This is a genomic window from Streptomyces sp. OR43 (genome assembly GCF_008042275.1).
Classification (GTDB): Bacteria; Actinomycetota; Actinomycetes; order Streptomycetales; family Streptomycetaceae; genus Streptomyces.
In genome coordinates, this window is sequence record NZ_RDBK01000043.1 from 4,186,436 (window position 1) to 4,207,997 (window position 21,562).

General features: G+C 73.1%; 18 protein-coding genes. 12 read left to right on the top strand and 6 right to left on the bottom strand.

Going from position 1 to position 21,562, the window contains the following annotated elements; genetic code table 11:
• Position 1: 1 nt before the first annotated feature.
• Together EAO72_RS37935 and EAO72_RS42330 are read right to left on the bottom strand one after the other, a co-directional pair.
• Positions 2–622 (bottom strand): L-threonylcarbamoyladenylate synthase, encoded by a 621-nt coding sequence (locus EAO72_RS37935; protein ID WP_148021529.1) that lies wholly within the window; start codon positions 620–622, stop codon positions 2–4.
• Positions 623–741: 119 nt separating this feature from the next.
• Entirely contained in the window at positions 742–882 is a 141-nt protein-coding gene (locus EAO72_RS42330; RefSeq protein ID WP_187285344.1) for a hypothetical protein, read from the bottom strand.
• A 177-nt stretch (positions 883–1,059) separates the two neighbouring features.
• Between EAO72_RS42330 and EAO72_RS37940 the strand changes: the two genes are divergently transcribed.
• Complete coding sequence (locus EAO72_RS37940; protein WP_148021530.1) at positions 1,060–1,506, top strand: MarR family winged helix-turn-helix transcriptional regulator; 447 nt, start codon at positions 1,060–1,062, stop codon at positions 1,504–1,506.
• 124 nt (positions 1,507–1,630) lie between these two features.
• Here the strand turns inward: EAO72_RS37940 and EAO72_RS37945 are convergent, their stop codons facing one another.
• Positions 1,631–3,622, bottom strand: a complete 1,992-nt coding sequence (locus EAO72_RS37945; protein ID WP_148021531.1) for an RICIN domain-containing protein — start codon at positions 3,620–3,622, stop codon at positions 1,631–1,633.
• A gap of 257 nt (positions 3,623–3,879) precedes the next feature.
• On the opposite strand from EAO72_RS37945, the gene EAO72_RS37950 reads away from it, so the two are divergent.
• From EAO72_RS37950 to EAO72_RS37980, 7 genes are all read left to right on the top strand, one after another.
• Positions 3,880–4,650, top strand: coding sequence for a hypothetical protein (locus EAO72_RS37950; RefSeq protein WP_315986329.1), 771 nt, complete (start codon positions 3,880–3,882; stop codon positions 4,648–4,650).
• Between the two features lie 16 nt (positions 4,651–4,666).
• A complete protein-coding gene (locus EAO72_RS37955; RefSeq protein WP_148021532.1) occupies positions 4,667–6,811 on the top strand; it encodes a bifunctional serine/threonine-protein kinase/ABC transporter substrate-binding protein in 2,145 nt (714 codons plus the stop codon).
• Between the two features lie 6 nt (positions 6,812–6,817).
• Positions 6,818–8,920: a bifunctional serine/threonine-protein kinase/ABC transporter substrate-binding protein gene (locus tag EAO72_RS37960; protein WP_148021533.1), complete on the top strand. Its 2,103-nt coding sequence runs from the start codon at positions 6,818–6,820 to the stop codon at positions 8,918–8,920.
• Between the two features lie 72 nt (positions 8,921–8,992).
• The gene (locus EAO72_RS37965) at positions 8,993–9,829 is read left to right on the top strand and encodes an alpha/beta fold hydrolase (protein ID WP_148021534.1); all 837 of its coding nucleotides are present in this window, start codon (positions 8,993–8,995) and stop codon (positions 9,827–9,829) included.
• 839 nt (positions 9,830–10,668) lie between these two features.
• Complete coding sequence (gene tdh / locus EAO72_RS37970) at positions 10,669–11,697, top strand: L-threonine 3-dehydrogenase (RefSeq protein ID WP_148021535.1); 1,029 nt, start codon at positions 10,669–10,671, stop codon at positions 11,695–11,697.
• 42 nt (positions 11,698–11,739) lie between these two features.
• Entirely contained in the window at positions 11,740–12,933 is a 1,194-nt protein-coding gene (locus EAO72_RS37975) for a glycine C-acetyltransferase (protein ID WP_148021536.1), read from the top strand.
• A 49-nt stretch (positions 12,934–12,982) separates the two neighbouring features.
• Positions 12,983–13,903: a LysR family transcriptional regulator gene (locus EAO72_RS37980; protein WP_148021537.1), complete on the top strand. Its 921-nt coding sequence runs from the start codon at positions 12,983–12,985 to the stop codon at positions 13,901–13,903.
• A 21-nt stretch (positions 13,904–13,924) separates the two neighbouring features.
• Here EAO72_RS37980 and EAO72_RS37985 read toward each other — a convergent pair whose 3' ends face one another.
• On the bottom strand, positions 13,925–16,516 hold the full coding sequence (locus EAO72_RS37985; RefSeq protein WP_148021538.1) for an ABC transporter permease: 2,592 nt from the start codon (positions 16,514–16,516) through the stop codon (positions 13,925–13,927).
• A complete protein-coding gene (locus EAO72_RS37990; protein ID WP_261991768.1) occupies positions 16,513–17,223 on the bottom strand; it encodes an ABC transporter ATP-binding protein in 711 nt (236 codons plus the stop codon). The genes EAO72_RS37985 and EAO72_RS37990 overlap by 4 nt, the downstream gene beginning before the upstream one ends.
• A gap of 169 nt (positions 17,224–17,392) precedes the next feature.
• Here EAO72_RS37990 and EAO72_RS37995 point away from each other — a divergent pair, with 169 nt between their 5' ends.
• Positions 17,393–18,622 (top strand): sensor histidine kinase, encoded by a 1,230-nt coding sequence (locus tag EAO72_RS37995; RefSeq protein WP_148021540.1) that lies wholly within the window; start codon positions 17,393–17,395, stop codon positions 18,620–18,622.
• Complete coding sequence (locus EAO72_RS38000; RefSeq protein WP_148021541.1) at positions 18,610–19,269, top strand: LuxR C-terminal-related transcriptional regulator; 660 nt, start codon at positions 18,610–18,612, stop codon at positions 19,267–19,269. The genes EAO72_RS37995 and EAO72_RS38000 overlap by 13 nt, the downstream gene beginning before the upstream one ends.
• A gap of 6 nt (positions 19,270–19,275) precedes the next feature.
• Here EAO72_RS38000 and EAO72_RS38005 read toward each other — a convergent pair whose 3' ends face one another.
• On the bottom strand, positions 19,276–19,662 hold the full coding sequence (locus EAO72_RS38005) for a VOC family protein (RefSeq protein WP_148021542.1): 387 nt from the start codon (positions 19,660–19,662) through the stop codon (positions 19,276–19,278).
• Between the two features lie 57 nt (positions 19,663–19,719).
• Between EAO72_RS38005 and EAO72_RS38010 the strand changes: the two genes are divergently transcribed.
• Positions 19,720–20,361, top strand: coding sequence for a nucleoside/nucleotide kinase family protein (locus EAO72_RS38010; RefSeq protein ID WP_148021543.1), 642 nt, complete (start codon positions 19,720–19,722; stop codon positions 20,359–20,361).
• Positions 20,362–20,429: 68 nt separating this feature from the next.
• A complete protein-coding gene (locus EAO72_RS38015; RefSeq protein WP_148021544.1) occupies positions 20,430–21,560 on the top strand; it encodes an aminopeptidase P family protein in 1,131 nt (376 codons plus the stop codon).
• Positions 21,561–21,562 lie beyond the last annotated feature (2 nt).

A 21,562-nucleotide genomic window follows, 5' to 3' on the forward strand; every position in this document is an offset into this window, starting at 1 on the left:
TCTACTCGAAGCGGGAGGGGTCGCCCGCTCCGCGTCGTACGATCTCCAGCTCGCCGCTGGAGAAGTCGATGACGGTGGTCGGCTCGGTGCCGCAGTCGCCCGAGTCGACGACGACGTCCACCTCGTGGTCCAGGCGCTCCTTGATCTCCCAGCCCTGGGTCATCGGCTCCTCCTCGTCGGGCAGGAGCAGCGTGCTGGAGAGCAGCGGCTCGCCGAGTTCCTCCAGCAGCGCCTGGACGACGGCGTGGTCGGGGATGCGGACGCCGACGGTCTTCTTCTTCGGGTGCAGCAGCTGGCGCGGCACCTCCTTCGTCGCCGGAAGGATGAAGGTGTACTGGCCGGGCGTCGCGGCCTTGATGGCGCGGAACACGTCGTTGTCGATCTGTACGAACTGCCCGAGCTGGGCGAAGTTCTGGCACATGAGCGTGAAGTGATGACGGTCGTCGAGGTTGCGGATCGCGCGGATGCGGGAGATGCCGTCACGGCTGCCGAGCTGACACCCGAGGGCGTAGCAGGAGTCCGTCGGATACGCGACGAGTGACCCGGAGCGGATGCTTTCGGCCACGTTGGTGATGGTGCGCCGCTGGGGATTTTCGGGGTGTACGTCGAAATACTTCGCCATCCGGCGAGTCTACGGCCGGGGCGGGGGGCGGTTCGAGGCAATTGCAGGTTGTCCCCCCGCCGGGAGGACAGGACAACCGTTTCGGGTGGTGAGGCGCTGCTCAAACCTTTTCGGCCATGTCAGACCTTCGCCGCGGCGACCGCGGGCTCCGCGGCGGCCGGGCCCGGCTCCGTCGATTTCCGTACGGGGACGAGGGCGGCGAGGACGGCGGTGAGGCCGACAACTCCGCCGGAGCGGGCTGTGGGCCGGGTCTGGTTCACGGGTACTCCTGTCGTGCCGCCTGGCCATGACGGGGTGCGCGATGCATTCAGGTATGCACGGCACACTAAAAGTGCATGATGCACAGCAAGTGCATGCTGCACACCTGTGGTATATATGTACAAAAGAGGTCGCCCGCCCTGCGGGGAGGCGAGCCCGGCAGTCGAAGGAAGCCTCGCGTGGACATGCCTGTGGACCGTATCGAGTTCGAGACGATGCTGCTCGGGCGGCATATGAGTCTGCTGACCTCGCGAGGCGGCGGGCGGCTCGACCGGAGTGCCTACATCCTCCTCAGCCGCATCCGGGCCCAAGGCCCGATGTCCATCGGGCAGCTCCGGGACGCCTTCGGTCTCGACACCTCCACGCTGAACCGGCAGACCGCGGCGATGCTCCGGGTCGGAGTCGTCGAGCGCATCCCCGACCCGGACGGCGGGATCGCCCGGAAGTTCGCGATCACGGCCGAGGGCGAGCACCGGCTGGACAAGGACCGCGCCGAGAACCGGGACGGCCTGCAGCGCGTCCTGGCCGAGTGGACCCCGCAGGAGGCGGCGCAGCTCGCCGACAGCCTCGCCCGCCTCAACCGCGACATCGAGCGCCTCGACGGGCGTCCCTGGCCGCGGGACTGATCAGGGCGGCGGTGACGCGAGCGGGCCCCGGTGCCGGCGGGGCGAACGGGGCCGGACGGCGGTGACGCGAACGGGGCCGGGGACCTTTCGGCACCCGGCCCCGCCCCTGTGTACCGCGGTCCCGTCAGGACAGCTTGGTGAAGGCCCAGGTCTGGACCGCGGTGGTGGAGGGCGCCTGCTGGGTGAGCAGCGCCCCGTTCGTGGTGGAGGCCGCGGTGAGCAGCAGTCCGCTGGACTTGCTCGTCAGCTTGTAGCCCCCGGTCGCGGGAGCGGCCGTCCAGCGCTGGTTCGCGTCGCCGCTGCACGCCCACTGGTCGATGGCGGCCCCTGCCGTCTTGGAGTTCTGGTAGACCTCGGCGCACAGGCCGCTCGTGACGTTCTTCAGGGTGTACGTGCCGTCGGTGTTGGCCGTGACGTTCCACTTCTGGTTGTCGCCGCCGTTCCAGGTCCAGCCGACCAGCTGGGTGCCCTGGACCGTGGAGTGCGCCGGTACGTCGATGGCCTGGTTGCCGGCGGAGATCCGGTTGATCCCGGCCGTCGGAACCGTCGGCTTGACGCAGGTGGTGGACGACTGGTGCGCGCCGCGGTCGGGCACGCAGCCGGCCGCGACCGGGCCGCCGAAGTAGTCGCGTGCGCCCGCGTTCGCCACGACCGCGCCGTTGGCCAGGGCGGAGGAACCCGCCTGCAGCCGGTAGCCGTCGGCGTCCGTGCGGGAGGTGGCCGAGCCGGGGGCCGTCAGCTTCGGGTCCGTCGTCACCTTGTTGGCGTCGGCCGGCTCGCCGGCCGGGTGGGTGCCGTAGAAGACGTTCGCGTTGTAGCCGAGCCCGGCGGCGTTGACGTAACTCGCGTCGGCCGTCGCCACGTGGAAGATGTTGTTGGTGAACGTGGCGTTCTCCGCCGTCGAACCGTTCGAGTTGCTGATGACCTCGACCGGCTTCGAGAGGTAGAAGGTGTTGTTGTGGATCTGCGTGTTGGTCGTCTTGGCGCAGACCATGTCGAAGAGCTGGCCGCCGTCGTTCTGGCTGATGTTGTACCGGACGATGTTGTCGGCGGTCGTCGACCCGCCGCCGTTGCACAGGAGGATGAAGCCACCCTCGTTGTCATGGCTGTAGTTGTACTGGTAAATGGTGCGGATGTTGCCCTCGTCGAGGTCGAGCCCCTGCCCGTCGCAGGTGCTCTTGCCGCCGCTGACCTCGTTGAACTGGTACAGCGTGTCCAGGGTGTTCCACCCCCAGATGCCGGCCGCGCAGTGCGCGGGCTCGCGCTCGCGGAAGCCGTCGACCTTGTTGTACTCGACGAGCGCCCCCGCGGTGTGATGCGGCACGATCGCGTCACCGCCGATGTCGGTGACGGTGTTCCCGCGGATGACGACCCGGGTCTGGGGCGTCCATGCCCCGCAGGTCGTACCGCAGTTGGCGTTGGCGAGCTCGGGACGCTGCATCCACCGGGTCCAGAAGTGGATCCCGTAACGGTCCACGGTCCGCACCGTGTTGCCGCTGATGACGACGTCGTCGAACTTCGTGGGCGTCGTGTTGCCCAGGACCTCGAAGAAGATGCCGGCGCTGGCGTCGTCGTCCTTCTTGGTCTGGTTCCCGTTGACGTCATGGATGTCGAGACCCGTGAGCCGGTAGTAGGTGCCGGTGCCGGAGTCGGTCCTGGTGACGTGGACACCGCGCCGGGTCGCCGCGGCGGCGCCCTTGTTGGAGACGTCCAGGTTGCGGATCTCCCAGTACTGCTGGTCCGCGAGGCGTACGACGTCGGTGACCTGGCCGGCGCCGGCCAGTGCGGGCTTGGCGCCCGTGCCGTACGCGTCGACCACGGCCGGCGCTCCGGCCGCGCCCGATCCCTTGGGGGACAGCGACTGGCCCGTACAGGTCGAACCGCGCCTGAGGAGGATCGAGTCGCCCGGCTGGAAGGTGTGGGAGTTCACCGGGGCCAGTGCGTTCCAGGGTGCGGCCTGGGTTCCGTCGCCCGCGGCGGCGGCGCCGCAGTCGACGTAGAAGGACTGTGCGGCGGCCTGTGCGGCGCCCTGTGCTGCTGTGGTGGGGGCCGCGGTCAGCAGAGATGCCAGCGGTAGCGACAGGGCGGAGAGGAGCAGGGTACGTCTTCCGGTCATGGATCGACTCCATATTCTGAAAACGGACAGCAGACGTCTGATGCCCGCTCACCTTAGGGAGCCGTTACGCCAGTGGTCAAGACCTGTTCATGTCAATCGGCGGCGGGGTGCTGGCGCCTCAACGTCCGGATGACGCAACAGTTTTGACGCCTCCTGCCACTGAGCGGTCCGCGATCATAGGATCGGGGCGGCCTTCGGGGGAGACGGGGTGGTCGGTCGTGGTGCGCGCAAGGGCGATACGCGGATACGGAGTGCTCGTGCTGGCTCCACTGGTACTGGTGGCCTGTTCCGGCAGCGGTGGAACTCCTGGCGGGGAGAGGGCGAGCGCCTCCGCCACCGGCAGCGTGACGGCGGAGCCGAGCGCGAGACCCGAGGACTCCGGCGGCATCGACGTGGACCCGGCCGGACTGCCGACCACCCGTAAGGAAGCGCTCGACCTCATCGGCCGGGTCATCGCGGAACCCGCCGCCTTCGGCCCCGGCGTGGTCAAGCGGAGCCCGTACGAGAGCGATCCGGCCACCTGGCCCGTCCTCGGCACCGATTGCGTCTGGCGGCAGGAGAAGCCGGCGAGCAGCGTCCTCGCCACCCTGAGCCGCTCCTTCGAGGTGCCGGCAGCGGACGGCAAGGGGCCGATGCGGCTCGCCGCCGTCGTCACCGTCCACCGCACCCGCGACGACGCCCGCTGGGAGATGGCCGAATCCGTGGAGGAGACGATGCGGTGCCCCACCCAGCAACTGCGGCAGGGCGAGGTGATCGGGTCGATGATCGCGTCCTCGCTGGGGCGGCAGAAGGGCGTCATGGACAGCGCCGAGGACTTCCTGCTCGAGTCCGGGGAGTACCGGAACGAGGAACTCGGCGGCGGTCCCTACCCGTACTCCTGGTACCTGTCGCAGAGCCTCCAGTTCACCGTCGCCGTGACGGGCAAGGGAGCCGAGGGCCGGAGCGAGCAGGAGGTCGACGCGCTGGCGAACCAGGCCCACGCCACGATGCTGCTGCGGCTCGGGGCCGCAGTCGAGAAGCAGAGCTGAGAGAGCGGAGAGCGTGATGGAGAAGCTGCGCCCCTCCGACCCCCCACGGATCGGCGGACACCGGCTGCTCGGGCGGCTCGGCGCCGGCGGCATGGGAGTCGTCTACCTCGGCCGCACGGACGCCGGGGCCCTCGCCGCGATCAAGGTCATCCTGCCCGAGTGCGCCGCCCACGACGATTTCCGGACCCGCTTCCGGCGTGAGGCCGAGGCCGCCCGGCGCGTGGACAGTCCCTGGGCCGTGCCGGTCACCGGCGCCGACACGGAGGGCGAACAGCCCTGGCTGGCCACCGCGTTCGTGCCCGGACCCGCGCTGTCCGAAGCCGTCGCCCGGTGCGGGCCCCTGCCGCCCCGCAGCGTCCGGGTGCTCGGCCGCCTGTTGGCCCGCGCCCTGACCGCCGTACACACGGCAGGACTGGTCCACCGCGACGTCAAGCCCGGCAACGTGCTGCTCACCGTCGACGGGCCGCGCCTGATCGACTTCGGCATCGCGCGGGCCGCCGACGCCACCGCGCTCACCGCCACCGACCTCGTCGTCGGCACCCCGGGCTTCCTCTCCCCGGAACAGGCCACCGGGGGCGGCACGGAGGCCGGACCCGCGAGCGACGTCTTCTCCCTCGGCTGCCTCCTGGCGTACGCCGCGACCGGGCGCCCCCCGTTCGGCAGCGGGGCCGTCGACGCGCTGCTCTACCGCACCGTCCACGACGAGCCCGACCTCGCGGGGGCCGGCGATCGTGAACTCCACGCCCTGCTCGCCGAGATGCTGGCCAAGGACCCCGCTGCGCGGCCCACGGCGGCGGACCTCGACACGCGGATCACGGAGGACGCGCCCCACGGCACCGTCGACTGGCTGCCCCCGGAGGTCGTGGCACTGATCGCGGACCGGTCCGCCGCCATGCTGGAGCTGCCCGGCATCGACCCGACGGTCGCCGGGAGCACACCGCAGCCCGGACCGGGGCGGCGCCAGGCACTGCTGTTCGCCGGTGCCGGCCTCGTGGTCGCGGCCGGTGGCGGATTCGCCGTACGGGAATGGCTGACCGACGACACGGACGGCTCCGCCGCCCAGTCCGGCGAGCGGGCCTGGACCATCGGCGTCCAGGCCGATCTCTCGGGTCCGCGGAAGGCCGCGGGACAGGCTCAGGAACGCGGGGTGCGGCTGGCCGTCGAGCAGTTCAACGCCCGTAAGGGCAAGCCCTTCACGCTCACCGTCAAGACCATCGACGACGGGGGTGACACCACACGCGCGGCGCAGGCCGCCGAGCGGTTCGCCCGCGACCAGGACGTGCTGGCCGTCGTCGGCCCGACCGGTGACGCCGCCACGGAGGCGGTACTCGGCGCGTACGACGAGGCGATGCTGCCGCTCATCTCCGTGTCCTCGCTCCAGCTCACCTATGCCGCCCGGTCCAGGAAGTCCTTCTTCCAGGCGGCCCCGGCCGACGCCGTGCTGGCCCAGCCGATCATCAGACGACTGGTGCTGCGGCCCGATGTCGAACGGCTCGGGGTGCTGCTCGACCGGGTCGGCGGCCAGTCCGCCTATCAGCTTGGCTACCTCACCAATATGGCGACGGGCCAGATCACCACCGGAACCACCTATCCCCGTGTGATCCCGGCCGGCACACAGGACCTGGCACCCGTGGTCGAGGACATGCTCGCGCACGACAGCGACGCCTTCCTCTACGCCGGTGACGCGGCCGGCGCCGCCCGCACCGCACGCGCGCTCGCGGCCACGGCGTTCAAGGGCCCCCGGATGGCCATGCACACGGCCATGGACGCGCGCTTCCTCAAGGACGCCGGGCCGGCCGCCGAACGCTGGGAGTTCACCGCGCCCTACATCGACCCGGCGGCGCCCGCGGCCAAGAAGTTCGCCGCGGCCCACCGCACCGCCTTCGGCACCGCGCCCGCGCACTGGGCCGCCGAGGCGTACGACGCCGCCGCGATGGTGATCGCCGCCGTCACCGCTCTCGGCGTCGAAACCACGGCCGGACCCAAGCGCCCGTCGCGCAGCGCACTCGTCGCGAAGATCGCCGCATCCACGTACAAGGGCGTCTCCCGCACGTACACCTTCGACGAGGACCACCGGATCCAGGGCGACGACGCCTACCTCTACGGTGTGCGGAACGGGCGCTACGTCCACCTCGGCGCCGCGCCGAAGGCCACGGCCTGATCCGGCATGCACCCGCTCACCTCGGACGACCCGCGCACCATCGGCGCGTACCGCACCCTCGTCCGGCTCGGCGCGGGCGGCATGGGCGTCGTCTACCTGGGCCGCTCCTCCGGCGGCACGCTCGCCGCCGTGAAGGTGATCCGCTCCGAGCACGCCGCGGACCCCGGATTCCGGGCCCGGTTCCGTCGCGAGGCCGAGGCGGCGGCACGGATCACCGGGCCATGGGTGGTCCCGGTGACCGGGGCGGACACCGAGGCCCCGGAGCCCTGGCTCGCCACCGCGTTCGTGCCCGGCCCCTCACTGGGCGAAGTCGTGGAGGATCAGGGGGCGTTGCCCACGCCCACGGTCCGGGCGCTCGGCTCCCGCCTGGCCGAAGCGCTCACCGCCGTGCACGACGCGGGCCTCCTGCACCGCGACGTCAAGCCCGGCAACGTGCTCCTCGCGCTGGACGGCCCCCGGCTCATCGACTTCGGCATCGCCCGCCACGAGGGCGCCACCGCGCTCACCGCCACCGACTCGGTGATCGGCACGCCCGGCTACCTGGCCCCCGAACAGGCTTCGGCCGGGCCGCTCGGGCCGGGCTGCGACGTGTTCTCCCTGGGCTGCGTGCTCGTGTACGCGGCGACCGGGCGGCCCCCGTTCGGCCGGGGCACCCCGGCCGGAGTGCTCTTCCGTACGGTGCACGAGGCGCCGGACCTGGAAGGGGTGCCGGCCGCGCTGCTGCCCCTGATCACGGCCTGCCTGGCCAAGGACCCGGCGGACCGGCCGGGCGCCCGGGCGGTCGCGCGGGAACTCGCCGGGAGCGGTGCCGACTGGGAGGTACCGGGCCTCGCCGCCGCGGTCGCCGCCCGCTCCGCCGCCGCACTGGCCCTCCCCGACCCCGAACCGCCCACGGTCGTCCAGGACTCCGGGCCGCCGCGCCCGACCCGGCGGACGGTGCTCACCGCGGGGGCCGCCGGAGCCGTGCTCCTCGCCGGCGGGGCGACGGCCGCCTGGGTGGCCGCCACCCGGCGCGGCGGCACGGGAACGGCGCCCCGCACTCTTCCCGCCTACCGGATCGCCCTGCACGCGGACCTGACCGGACCGGGGAAAGCCGTCGGCCTCGCCCACGAGCGCGGTGCCCGGCTGGCGATCGACGACCACAACGCCCGTACGGACAAGGCGTTCACGCTCTCGCTCCGCACCGAGGACGACGCGGGCGACGCCGAACGCGCCCTCGACGTCGCCGACCGGATCGCCGCCGATCCCCGGGTGCTCGCGGTCATCGGTCCCACGGGGGAGGTCGCGGAGGGGACGGTGGTCAGCCGCTACGAGAAGGCGGGGCTCGCCCAGGTCGTCGTCGCGGCCGGTGCCACCACGGCCGAGTGGGTGGAAACCAAGTCCCTGTGCCTGCTGCGGCCGTTCGACGAGGTGCTGGCCATCGGACTGAACTACTACCTGTCCCGGGTCCGGCCGGCCGGCCGGGTCGTCGTCATCGAGGACCCCGCGGACCCGCAGAGCAGCTGGGCGGTCAGGAGCCGGCTGCCGAACGCCGACGGGGCCACGTACACCGTGCACAGCGTGACGGCCACCGCCCGAAGTTTCGTGCCGGCCGCCCGGGCCGTGGTCGCCGCCGGAGCAGGGGCGGTCGTCTACGCCGGATCGTCGGCAGCCCGGGGTGCCCGCTGCGCCAAGGACCTGGCCGCCGCCGGCTTCACCGGCACCGGCCTGTCGACCGGTCCCGTGCTCAGCCCGGCCTTCCTCCGGGACGCGGGCGAGGCCGCCGAGGGCTGGGTCTTCGCCGAGGCGTACACCGACCCGTCGGCCCTGTCCTCCGCCATGGCGTTCACCGCCGCGCACCGCAAACGGTTCGGGGCGGCGCCCGCCACCTGGGCGGCCGAGACGTACGACGCCGTGGGGCTGATCGCGCAGGCCGGCCGCACCACCAGCGCCGCCGACGCCCCGCGCGTCGGGGTTGCCGCGCGGATCTTCCGTAGCAGCTACCGGGGCATGACCCGGCAGCTCTTCTTCGCCGGCACCACGCACGGGGTGGACCAGGCGACGGGCATCCTGCTCCACCGGGTCGACAAGGGGCGGCTCCGCTTCCTGGGACCCGCCGCGTCGGTGTGAGCCGAAGCGTCCCTCCCCGCTGCTGAGTACGGTGGAGCGGCGGCTGGAGGATCCACCGAAGAGGAGCACCACATGCCCGAGTTGGAGCTTTCCGCAGGTGTCGTGGAGTTCGAGGACACCGGCGGGAGCGGGCCGGTCGTGGTCCTGCTCCACGGTGTGGCGATGGACGGCTCGCTGTGGCGGCACGTCGTCGCGGATCTGCGGGACGGCCATCGCTGCATCGTGCCGACGCTGCCGCTCGGCGGTCACCGGCGGCCGATGAGGCCCGACGCCGACCTTTCGGTCCTCCGCGTGGCGCGGCTGGTCGCGGAGTTGCTCGAAGCTCTCGGCCTCACCGATGTCACCCTGGTCATGAACGACTGGGGCGGCGCGCAGGCCCTGGTCGCGGACGGCCGGGACCAGCGGATCGGCAAGCTGGTCATCACCTCCTGCGAGGCGTTCGACAACTTCCCGCCCGGCCTGCCCGGCAACAACCTGTACGCCTCCGCCAGGATGCCCGGCGGCCTGAACGCGGCCTTCACCCTGTTGAAGCTGGGGCCGATGCGGCGGCTGCCGATGACCTGGGGCCGGATGAGCAAGCGGCCGGTACCGGCCGCGGTGATGGACGCCTGGTTCCGGCCGTTGTGGACCTCGCCGGAGATTCGGCGCGACCTTCGGAAATACGTGCTGGGCGTGCCGCCGAAGGCCGAGCTCCTGCGCTGGGCCGAAGCGCTGCGCACCTTCGACCGGCCGGCGCTCGTCGCCTGGGCCGCGGAGGACCGGGTCATGCCGCCGGAACACGGTCGCCGGCTGGCCGACATGCTGCCCCAGGGCCAACTGGTGGAGATCGCGGACAGCTACACCCTGATCCCGGAGGACCGGCCGGCAGAACTCGTACGGCATCTGCGGGAGTTCCTGCGGAAGGGGTGACGACGCGCCCTACCGGGTGAGCACCCCGTCCAGGACTCCTTCCGCCGGCGGCCCAGGAGTGCGTGGAAGGCGGTGGCGCCGTGCGGATGAGCGTCCGGGTTCGCCCCAGCCGATGGCCCTCCGGCAGGCACAGCCGCAGGGCCCGTTCGACCCGGTCGTGCGGGTCCCGGGCGGACATACGGGTGTGCGGGTGGCCGCCGCTCGCCTCGTCGGCGGCAGGAGGCTGATGAAGGCCGCCGGCCGGACGGAGATGCCAGATGAGCACGCCCAGGACGCCGGCGAGGGCGGTGCCTTCGCCGGCCGCCCGTTCGATCTGGCGCACGTTCTCCGACCGGCACGCCATCGCGGCCGCGGTCCTGGAGACCGACGCCGGCCCGGCGGGCGATCCCGCAGAGCGGGGCGTCCAGACCCTGCGAGGCGTAGATCTCCCGGGCGGCGGAGATCAGGGCGGCCCGGTTGCCGGCGGCGGCCTTCGGTCCCCGGTTCGCCGGTCTGCGCGCGGCCGGGGAGCGGCGGGGGCATCCGGGTCAGGGTGAGGGGCGGCACCGGGCCGCGGCCGGGCCGCTTCGGCCCCGTCCCGTCCGCCGAACGGAGCAGGCGGACCTCACGCCCGTACGGCGGGGCGTGAAGCCAAGCTGCGGGCGCGCTTAAGAAAACCTCGATGGACCTGGGGCGCGGGGTACGGCAGATTGCTCCGTGACGGCGGAGGATGGTGCGCGGCAGCCGGTCGAACGCGCTGCCACGCAGTCCCTCTCATACTTCCCCGGGCCGCAGGCTTCCTTCGGCATGCCCCCGGCCCGGGGACATCAACGCCGCACCAGGTACAGGGAGCCGCAGCCGTGAAGGCACTCGTGAAGCAGAAGGCCGAGCCGGGACTCTGGCTGATGGATGTGCCCGAGCCGGAGACCGGCCCCTCGGACGTGCTGATCAAGGTGCTCCGCACCGGCATCTGCGGCACCGACCTGCACATCCGTAACTACGACGGCTGGGCGCAGAACGCGATCAGGACCCCGCTCGTCCTCGGCCACGAGTTCGTCGGAGAGGTCGCCGCGATCGGCTCCGACGTCGTCGACATCGCCGTCGGTGACCTGGTCAGCGGCGAGGGCCACCTGGTCTGCGGCAAGTGCCGCAACTGTCTGGCGGGACGCCGCCACCTCTGCCGCTCCACGCTGGGACTGGGCGTCGGACGCGACGGGGCCTTCGCCGAGTACGTCGCGCTGCCCGCGTCCAACGTGTGGGTCCACCGGGTCCCCGTCGACCTGGACATCGCCGCGATCTTCGACCCGTTCGGCAACGCCGTGCACACCGCGCTGTCGTTCCCGCTGGTCGGCGAGGACGTACTGATCACCGGCGCCGGACCGATCGGCATCATGGCCGCCGCCGTCGCCCAGCACGCCGGCGCCCGCAACGTCATGATCACCGACGTCAGCGAGGCCCGCCTGGAGCTCGCCCGCAAGGTCGGTGTCAGCCTCGCCCTCAACGTCGGCGAGCAGACCATCGCCGATGGCCAGCGGGAGCTCGGGCTGCGCGAGGGCTTCGACATCGGCCTGGAGATGTCCGGCCGCCCCGAGGCGATGCGCGACATGATCGCTAACATGACACATGGCGGCCGCATCGCGATGCTCGGGCTGCCGTCCGAGGAGTTCGCCGTCGACTGGTCCCGCATCGTCACCTCCATGATCACGGTCAAGGGCATCTACGGCCGAGAGATGTACGAGACCTGGTACGCCATGTCCGTCCTGCTGGAGGGCGGCCTCGACCTCGCCCCCGTGATCACCGGCCGGTACGGCTACCGCGACTTCGAGGCGGCCTTCGACGACGCGGCGAGCGGACTCGGCGGCAAGGTCATCCTCGACTGGACCGTCTGAGACCGGATCGCCCGACCTTTCGACACCCTTAAGGAATCCCGCATGTTCGACTCCGTACGCGACGATCTGCGCACCACTCTCCAGGAGATCGAGGCCGCCGGGCTGCACAAGCCCGAGCGCGTCATCGGCACCCCGCAGTCCGCGACCGTGGCCGTCACCGCGGGCGGCCGCCCCGGCGAGGTGCTGAACTTCTGCGCCAACAACTACCTGGGTCTCGCCGACCACCCCGACGTGATCGCCGCCGCGCACGAGGCGCTGGACCGCTGGGGCTACGGCATGGCGTCCGTCCGCTTCATCTGCGGCACCCAGGAGGTCCACAAGGAGCTGGAGCAGCGGCTCTCCTCCTTCCTGGGCCAGGAGGACACGATCCTCTACTCCTCCTGCTTCGACGCCAACGGCGGAGTCTTCGAGACCGTCCTCGGCCCGGAGGACGCGGTCATCTCCGACGCCCTCAACCACGCCTCGATCATCGACGGCATCCGGCTGTGCAAGGCCAGGCGTTTCCGCTACGCCAACCGCGACATGGCCGACCTGGAACAGCAGCTCAAGGAGGCGTCCGGGGCCCGCCGCCGTCTCGTCGTCACCGACGGCGTCTTCTCCATGGACGGGTACGTCGCCCCGCTGCGCGAGATCTGCGACCTCGCCGAGCGCTACGACGCCATGGTCATGGTCGACGACTCGCACGCCGTCGGCTTCGTCGGCTCCGGCGGGCGCGGAACGCCCGAACTGCACGACGTGATGGACCGCGTCGACATCATCACCGGCACCCTCGGCAAGGCGCTCGGCGGCGCGTCCGGCGGCTATGTGGCCGCCCGTGCCGAGATCGTGGCGCTGCTGCGCCAGCGCTCGCGCCCGTACCTCTTCTCCAACTCGCTCGCCCCCGTCATCGCGGCGGCCTCCCTGAAGGTCATCGACCTGCTGGAGTCCGCCGGCGACCTGCGCGAGCAGCTCAACGCCAACACCGCGCTCTTCCGTACCCGGATGACCGAGGAAGGCTTCGACGTCCTGCCCGGCGACCACGCCATCGCCCCCGTGATGATCGGGGACGCGGCGAAGGCAGGCCGGATGGCGGAGCTGCTCCTGGAGCGCGGTGTGTACGTGATCGGGTTCTCGTACCCGGTCGTCCCGCAGGGCGCGGCCCGCATCCGCGTCCAGCTCTCCGCCGCGCACTCCACGGCGGACGTGAACCGTGCCGTGGACGCCTTCGTCGACGCCCGGGCCGCGCTGGGGGAGTAGGGCGACGGGGGCGTCCCGGACGCCCCCGCGACCTGGGACAATAGGGCACATGATCGATGCACGGCGGCTGCGCATCCTGCGTGCGGTGGCGGACCACCGCACGGTGACGGCCGCGGCCGCCGCGCTGTATCTGACCCCGTCCGCCGTCTCCCAGCAACTCGCCGCACTGGAGCAGGAGACCGGCCACCGGCTGGTCGAGCGGAACGCCCGCGGCGCCCGGCTCACCCCCGCCGGGGAGATCCTGCTGACCCACGCCAACGCGGTGCTGGCCCAGCTGGAACGGGCGGAGGCGGAACTGGCCGCGTACGACGCCGGTGACGCCGGTACGGTCACCGTCGCCGCGTTCGCCACGGGCATCGGCCTGGTCCTCGCCCCCGCGATCGCCGCCCTGAACAGGACCGCGCCCGGCATCAAGGTCCGGGTCCAGGACGCGGAGGGCGACGCGAGCGTGCCCATGGTGCTGGACCGGCAGGTCGATGTGGCGGTCGCCGTCGAGTACCGCGGCGCACCGGGCGAGGACGACCGGCGGCTCACCCGCGTACCGCTGTACTCGGAACCGTTCGACGCGGTGCTCCCGGTGGGGCACCGGCTGGCCGGCCAGGAGCAGGTGGCCGTCGCCGACCTGGCGAAGGACGCGTGGATCGGCCCCTACCCCGGCAACCCGTGTCACGACGTGGTCGTCCTGGCCTGCGAGTACGCCGGTTTCGCACCGAACCTCGAACACTCCTCGGACGACTTCCACGCGGTGGTCGCACTCGCCGGCGCCGGCGCCGGAGTGGCCCTGGTCCCGCGTTCCGCGCTGCGCGGGGTGGCCCTGGCCGGTGTGGTGGTCCGCCCGGTGCAGGGCAGCGCGCCCACCCGCCGGGTCTTCGCGGCGGTGCGGCGGGGCGCGGAGGCCCATCCGCTGATCGCCCCCGTGCTGGAGGCGCTGACGGGGGCGGCCGGGGACGACGTCCTCAGGGCGGGCTGAGGGGTCCCGCTCCCCGGCGCCTCACCCGAGGGGCCGGCCCGGAGGACCGCCGCCCCGCGCGCCCGGGAACAGTGTGCCCACGGCCGCCGCCACCGTGACGGCCAGCGCGAGCACCCCGTACTGCGCGGGCGGCAGATACGGCAGCCCGCCCGTCGCCGGGAGCGCGAACGCGAGCAGCGGGACGGCCGCGACCACGGTTCCGATGGTCAGTCCGGCCACCGTCACCAGGCCCGTCTCCAGCACCCGCATCCGCAGCAGTTGTCCGCGTCCCGTGCCGACCAGCCGCAGCAGGCGGAACTCCGGGCGGCGGCCGACCGAGATCAGGGCGAGGGTGCTGACCACGGCGAGCAGCGCGAAGCCGCCGATCACACCGACGCCGATGACGATCAGGGCGTCGTCCCGGTCCGGGGACGACGGGGCGATCCGCACGTCGTCCGCCGTCGCCGCGCGCACCCGGAGCCCCTTGTACGGTGCCAGCGCGGCCCGTACGGCCGACGTGGCGTCCCCGTCCCGCGAGCGCACCAGGACCTGCCGGTCGAGCGGAGCCGACACGTGTCCGGCCAGGGCCTCGCGGGGCAGCATGAACTCGCCCAGCGCCAGGGACCGTTCATAGAGCGCCACCACCTTCAGCCGTGCCCGCGTACCGTCCCCGAGGCGCAGCGCCACCTCGTCCCCGACACCGACGCCCAGATCGTCGGCCCGGTCCTCACCCACGGCGACCGTGCCCCGGCCCGTGAGCGCGGCCGGGTCGCCCGCCGTGATCCGCGCGTCGAGCGTGCCGGACAACTGGGCCGCGGTGACGCCCAGCACCGGGAAGCGGTCCAGCGCCGGGTCGCCGGTCTCGCGGTGGGCGAGGACGACGGACGACCGCAGCAGCCCCGTCGCGGCCGCCACCCCGGGCGCCCGGCGCACGGCCTCGGCCGCCTCCGCCGGGACACCGGCCGCCGGGCCCGTCACCACCAGGTCCGCCCGCAGGGCGTCGGCCGCCTGCCGGCCGGCGGCCCGCTCCAGCGTCGTACCGGCCGCCAACTGGACGCACACGAACGCGACGACCAGCACGATCGGGGTCAGCGCCGCACCCAGCCTGCGGTGGTGCGCGGCGGCGGACCGGGCGGCCAGGAAACCGGAGGCGCCGCCCGCGCGCCGGACCGGTGCGCCGAGTACCCGCATCGAGATCCGGGCGGTCCACGGACCGAGCAGCGCCACCGCGATGATCAGCGAGGTCGCCGCACCCGACGCGGCGAGCGCCGCGGCCTGACCGCTCTGCGCGGCGGCCGTACCGGCCGAACCGAGCCCCGCGACCACCAGCAGCACCCCGGCGCCCGTGCGCAGCCGCCCCGGCTCGCCCGGCTCCGGCGACCGCGCCGCGCCCATGGCCGCCGCCGGCCGCATCCGGGTCACCGCACGCGCCGCGAGCAGTGCCACCGGCCGGGCGGCCAGGGCGACGAGCAATGCGCCCACGACGCCTGCCACGACCGGCAGCCACACCGGGACGGGCAGCGGCAGCGGGTCCGTGGTCAGCAGCGACCGCATCAGCAGCCCGAGCGGTACGGAGCCGATCGCGCCCAGCACCGCGGCGGCGACCGCGACCCGGCCCGCCTCACGGCCGACCGCCGAGCTGAGCTGCCGGGGTGTCGCCCCGACCGCCCGCAGCAGCGCCAGTTCACCGGAGCGCTGGTGCACGGCCTGGGAGACCGTGGTGGCGATCACGAGCAGGGCCACCATGACCACCGTCCCGGCGATCGACGCCAGCATCGCCAGCAGATCTCCGCGCCCGCCGAGCGCGTCGACGTGCTCCGCCTCGCCGCGCCCGGCGCCCGTCAGCACGCGCGGCCCGCGCTCGCCTCCGCCCGGTCCCGCCACGGCCCTGTCCAGCGAGGCCCGCAGCGTGCCGGCGGACACGCCCGGCTCGGCCACGACGCCGATCGCGTCCACCGTGCCGGGGTGCCCGGCCAGTGCGGTGAGCCGGGGCTCGGTGAAGAACACGGCGGGCGTGCCGCCCCGGTGACCGGTCGCGGCCACCCCGCTGACGGTGTACTGCCGTGCCGCGCCGCCCACGTGAAGCGTGACGCGCCCGCCCGCTACCGCCAGCGCCCGGTCCACGACCACCTCGGACGCCGACCTCGGGGCGCGTCCCTCGGACAGCTCGTACGAAGTGAGCGCGGCGGACGGCCAGGAACGGCCCACCGCCGGTAGCCCGTCGCCCACCGTCACCGGAACCGAGTCGTCCGCGACGGCGCGCGCCACGCCGTCCGCCGCTGCCGCCCGCGCCACCACGGATCGCTCCAGCCGTACCCGTTCCGGCAGATAGGCGGTGGCCGTCCGCGGTTCGCTGCCCCACGGCTTCGCCGTGTACGTCACCCGCTGATCGGCCACCACCACCGCATCGGCCCCGGCGTAGCGCTCCACCGGCGGCCCGGCCAGCAGCAGCGAGCCGAGCACCAGCGCGAAGGCGCCGAGCAGCGCGGCAGCGGCCGCRGCCGCGACGAACACCGCGGTCCAGGCCCGGCGATGGGACGTCAGCGAGCGGCGGGCCAGAAACGCCGAGGCCCGCCGGCTCCCGGTCCGCACGCTCGGGCGCACCGGCTTCTTCCGTGTTCCGGCGACCGTCATCGCAGCCGGCCCCCGTCCATCGTCATGACCGTGTCCGCCCAGCTCGCCGCCACCGGGTCATGGGTGACCATGACGACCGTGCGGCCGTCGAGCCGAACCGCGTCCCGCAGCAGTCCCAGCACCAGGGCCGCCGACTCCGGGTCCAGGGAGGCCGTCGGCTCGTCCGCGAAGAGCACATCGGGTTCGGTCACCAACGCCCTCGCGACCGCGACCCGTTGCTGCTCGCCGCCCGACAGGGCCGCCGGGCCCCCACCGCCCCGGCCGGACAGCCCGACCCGCTCCAGCAGCCGACGCCCACGGTCCAGCACATCTGCGGCCCCGGGATCGGCGCCGGCCAGGACCAGCGGCAGCACGACGTTCTCCTCGATGCTCAGGGACGCCACCAGGTTCAGCGCGTGCGACTGGAAGACGAAGCCGATCCTGTCCCGGCGCAGCCGGGTCAGCGCGGCCTCGGAGAGCGTGCCGAGATCGGTCCCGGCGATCCGTACCGTGCCCGACGACGGACGGTCCAGGCCCGCCGCGCACTGGAGGAACGTGCTCTTGCCCGACCCCGACGGGCCGGCCACCGCGGTGAAACTCCCCACGGGGATCACACAGCTCACCGCGTCCAGCGCGACGGCCTCCCGGCCGCTGCCGCGCCGCCCGTGGCGTCGGCTCACCGCCTCCAGCTCCAGCGCCGCCGTGCGCACTGCCGTGGTTGTCTCCACCGTGGTCCCCTCGCCTCTTTCGTACTTTCTGACCTGCGTAAACGCTATGAGCGCGGGGGTGTGCGGGCGAGGGTGCGCGCTCCCGGACCGGGGGTGTAGCCGGCACCACCACCGCCCGGGGGGACGGCTCCACTCCGGGGGCGGCCGAGCCCCCGTAACGTAGTGCGGCATGAGCACCGCCCCCGTCCCGCTGACCGTCGCAGTCCGGCGTTCCTGGCATGCCTCGCGCTACCTCTTCATCGGCATCCCGATCGCCCTGGTCGCGTACGTCGCCACGTTCCTGGTGGTGGCGGCGCTGCTGTTCGCGGTCGTGGTCATCGGACTGCCGGCGCTGCCCGAGGCGGCCAAGGCGCTGCACCGGTTCGCGGAGTCCGAGCGGCGCAGGGCGGCGGCCTACCTCGGAGTGCCGTCGCGGCCCACGCCGTACCTCCCGCTCGACGGCGGCGAACTCGCCGCGCGGGTCAGACATGTGCTCGCCGATCCCGTCGTCCGGCGCGAGGCGGTGTGGCTGCCGTTCCAGGCGCTGGCCGGCAATCTCGTCGGCTACGCCACGATGGTGCTGTGGCCGGTGGGGCTGCTGGTGGACGGGATCGTGCTCAGTGCCGTGCACCTGCTGGACCGGCGGAGCAGTGACGAGTACGGCACACCGCCGCCCGAGCGCCCTGGTCTGGTCCTGCGCTGGCACCCCGTGCTCGCGGAACTGTCCGCGAGCTGGACGAGGACCCTGCTGACGCCCCCGCACTCCGCCGAACTCGAGGAACGCATCACCCAGTTGACGGAGAGCCGCGCGGGAGCGGTCGAGGCGCACGGCGCCGAACTCCGCCGTATCGAAAGGGACCTCCACGACGGCGCGCAGGCCCGCATCGTCGCCCTGTCCATGCGCATCGGCCTGGCCAAGCAGATCCTGGACCGGGACCCGGCCGCCGCCCGGCAGCGCCTCGACGAGGCCCAGGACGGCGTCGACGCGGCGCTCGCCGAGCTGCGGCACGTGGTCCGCGGCATCCACCCCCCGATCCTGACGGACCGAGGACTCGCCGGAGCGGTACGGGCGTTGGCCGCGGACTCCGCAGTCCCCGTCACGGTGGAGCTCGACGGCGTCGAGGACGGGCGCCGGCTGCCGGCGGCCATCGAGGCCGCCGCCTACTTCGTGATCGCCGAGGCACTCACCAACATCGGCAAGCACAGCGGCGCCACGACCGCGCGGGTACGCATCGACCGGGCCCGTGACGCCCTGCTCGTGGCCATCGGCGACGATGGGCACGGCGGCGCGGACGAACGCGGCGGCAGCGGGCTGGTCGGGATCAGGCGGCGGATCGCCGCCCTGGACGGCACCACCCGCATCAGCAGCCCCACCGGGGGGCCGACGGACATCGAAGTGGAGCTGCCGTGCGGATCGTGATCGCCGAGGACAACGCCCTGCTGCGGGAGGGACTGATCCTGCTCCTCACCAGCTCGGGCCACGAGGTGGTGGCCGACGCCGCGGCCGGCCCCGAGGTACTGCCCGCCCTGCTGGAGCACCGCCCGGACGCCGCCGTGCTCGACGTACGGCTGCCGCCCACGTTCCGCGACGAGGGACTGCGCGCCGCCATCGCCGCCCGCGAGGAGATGCCCGACCTGCCGATCCTGGTCCTCTCCCAGTACGTCGAGGAGACGTACGCCGCCGAGCTGCTCGCCCAGGGAGCCCGGGGCATCGGCTACCTGCTCAAGGACCGGGTGGGCCGCGTCGACCAGTTCCTCCAGGCCCTGGACCGGGTGGCATCCGGCGGCACCGCGCTCGACCCCGAGGTGGTCAGCCAGCTGCTGACCCGCAAGGCGTCCGCGAAGCCGCTGCTGAGCCTCACCCCCCGGGAGCGGGAGGTACTGGAACTGATGGCCCAGGGCAAGGCGAACGGCACGATCGCCACCGAACTCGTCGTCACGGAACGGGCCGTGAGCAAGCACATCGGTTCCATCTTCGCCAAGCTCGGCCTCGAACCGGACGACGGATCGGTCCACCGCCGGGTCCTCGCGGTCCTGGCGTACCTGGAGGGCAACGGTTCGCGCTGAGCGCGCTCACGCGGGCTGGAGCAGATCCCAGCGGTTGCCGTACAGGTCCTCGAAGACCGCGACCGAGCCGTAGGCTTCGTGCCGCGGCTCCTCCAGGAAGCGGACCCCGGCCGCCCGCATGCGCGCGTGGTCGCCGGCGAAGTCCTCGGTGTGCAGGAAGAAGCCGACCCGCCCGCCGGTCTGCGCCCCGACACTGGCGCTCTGCGCCTCGTCCTTCGCCCGGGCCAGCAGCAGCCCCGTGCCCTCGGTTCCGCGCGGACGCACCACGATCCAGCGGGAGCCGTCGCCCCGGTCGGTGTCCTCCACCAGCTCGAAGCCGAGGGCGCCGGTGTAGAAGGCGAGCGCCTCGTCGTAGTCGCGGACGACCAGGGTGACCAGAGCGATGTGGGACATGGGAATCCTTGCGGGACGGAAGCGGAACGGGAGGCTCTCAGCGGGACAATATCCGCCATGGACACCAGTGACCTCACCGGGCTGACGGCCCGCGCCCGCCGCCTCGCCCTGGCCGCGGACCGCCGCATCCTCGGAATCGCCGGGCCGCCCGGTGCCGGGAAGTCCACCCTGGCGGAGCAGCTCGTCGACGCGCTCGGCCCGCTCGCCGTCCTCGTGCCGATGGACGGCTTCCACCTGGCCCGGGCCGAACTGGAACGGCTCGGCCGGGCACAGCGCATGGGCGCGCCCGACACCTTCGACGCCGCCGGGTACGTGGCCCTGCTCCGGCGGCTGCGGGCGCCCGAACCGGGAACCGTCGTGTACGCCCCCGCCTTCGACCGGTCCCTGGAACAGCCGGTCGCGGGATCCGTCCCCGTACCGCCGGACGTCCCGCTGGTCGTCACCGAGGGCAACTACCTCCTGTACGGGGAAGGGGACTGGGCGCCCGTGCGGGGGCTGCTCGACGAGGCGTGGTTCCTGGAACTCGACCAGGACGTACGGATCCACAGGCTCGTCGACCGGCATGTGCGATTCGGGAAGCCGCGGCCCCACGCGGAGCGCTGGGTGGCCGGATCCGACGAGGCCAACGCGCGGCTCGTCGCGGCCGGTCGCGACCGCGCCGACCTCGTCGTACGACTCACCACCGGCACACCGCCCTGACCGCTCGCGGCCGGGCCCCCGGACGGGCAGGATGCAGAGAGCCGTTCCGCGCCGCCAGGAGGTTCCGCATGTCCAGCCCGAACCAGCCCGTACCGTTCACCGCCGACGACTACCGGGCCCGGATGACGCGGGCCGCCGAGAGCGCCGCGGCCGCCGGACTCGCGGGTGTACTGGTGGCCCCCGGACCGGACATGGTCCATCTCACCGGCTACCGGCCCACCGCGGTCACCGAGCGGCTGACCCTCCTCGTCCTCACCGCGGGCCAGGATCCGGTCCTGGTCGTGCCGACCCTGGAGGCCGCGGACGCCGCGAAGGCCGTCGGCGCGCCCGCGCTGACCCTGCGCGACTGGACCGACGGCAAGGACCCCTACGCCGTCACCGCCCCGCTGCTCGACGGCCGGGGCCGGTTCGGCATCAGCGACAACGCCTGGGCGATGCATCTGCTCGGCCTCCAGCAGCTGCTGCCCGAGACCTCGTACGCCTCCCTCACCGAAGTGCTGCCGATGCTGCGCGCGGTGAAGGACGCCCACGAACTGGACCGGCTCGCCGCGGCCGGAGCGGCCGCCGACGCCACGTACGAGGAGATCCTGAAGGTCCGGTTCTCCGGCCGCAGGGAGACCGACGTCGCGGCCGACCTGGCCCGGCTGCTCACCGAGTCCGGGCATTCCCAGGTCGACTTCACCGTGGTCGGTTCCGGACCCAACGGCGCCAACCCGCACCACGAGGCGGGCGACCGCACCATCGAGCACGGCGACATGGTGGTGCTCGACTTCGGCGGCCTCAAGCACGGGTACGGCTCCGACACCTCCCGTACGGTCCACGTCGGCGAACCCACAGCCGAGGAGCAGCGGGTCCACGACATCGTGCGGGAGGCGCAGGCGGCCGGCTGCGACGCGGTACGGCCCGGTGTCGCCTGCCAGGAGATCGACCGGGCCGCCCGCGCCGTCATCACCGAGTTCGGCTACGGCGAACGCTTCATCCACCGCACCGGCCACGGCATCGGCGTCACCACCCACGAACCCCCGTACATGATCGAGGGCGAGGAGCAGCCGCTCGTGCCCGGCATGTGCTTCTCCGTGGAGCCCGGCATCTATCTGCCGGGCCGCTTCGGCGTCCGCATCGAGGACATCGTGACCGTCACCGAGGACGGCGGCCGGCGCCTCAACGCCACCGCCCGCGAACTGGCGATCGTCGAGTAGGA

Bases quoted from the DNA above. Each gene is read 5' to 3' on its own strand.
- EAO72_RS37945 (WP_148021531.1), bottom strand. From the start codon at position 3,622: ATGACCGGAAGACGTACCCTGCTCCTCTCCGCCCTGTCGCTACCGCTG.
- EAO72_RS37975 (WP_148021536.1), top strand. From the start codon at position 11,740: ATGTTCGACTCCGTACGCGACGATCTGCGCACCACTCTCCAGGAGATC.
- EAO72_RS38015 (WP_148021544.1), top strand. From the start codon at position 20,430: ATGTCCAGCCCGAACCAGCCCGTACCGTTCACCGCCGACGACTACCGG.
- EAO72_RS38005 (WP_148021542.1), bottom strand. From the start codon at position 19,662: ATGTCCCACATCGCTCTGGTCACCCTGGTCGTCCGCGACTACGACGAG.
- EAO72_RS37955 (WP_148021532.1), top strand. From the start codon at position 4,667: ATGGAGAAGCTGCGCCCCTCCGACCCCCCACGGATCGGCGGACACCGG.
- EAO72_RS37935 (WP_148021529.1), bottom strand. From the start codon at position 622: ATGGCGAAGTATTTCGACGTACACCCCGAAAATCCCCAGCGGCGCACC.
- EAO72_RS37965 (WP_148021534.1), top strand. From the start codon at position 8,993: ATGCCCGAGTTGGAGCTTTCCGCAGGTGTCGTGGAGTTCGAGGACACC.
- EAO72_RS37995 (WP_148021540.1), top strand. From the start codon at position 17,393: ATGAGCACCGCCCCCGTCCCGCTGACCGTCGCAGTCCGGCGTTCCTGG.
- EAO72_RS37960 (WP_148021533.1), top strand. From the start codon at position 6,818: ATGCACCCGCTCACCTCGGACGACCCGCGCACCATCGGCGCGTACCGC.
- EAO72_RS37980 (WP_148021537.1), top strand. From the start codon at position 12,983: ATGATCGATGCACGGCGGCTGCGCATCCTGCGTGCGGTGGCGGACCAC.
- EAO72_RS38010 (WP_148021543.1), top strand. From the start codon at position 19,720: ATGGACACCAGTGACCTCACCGGGCTGACGGCCCGCGCCCGCCGCCTC.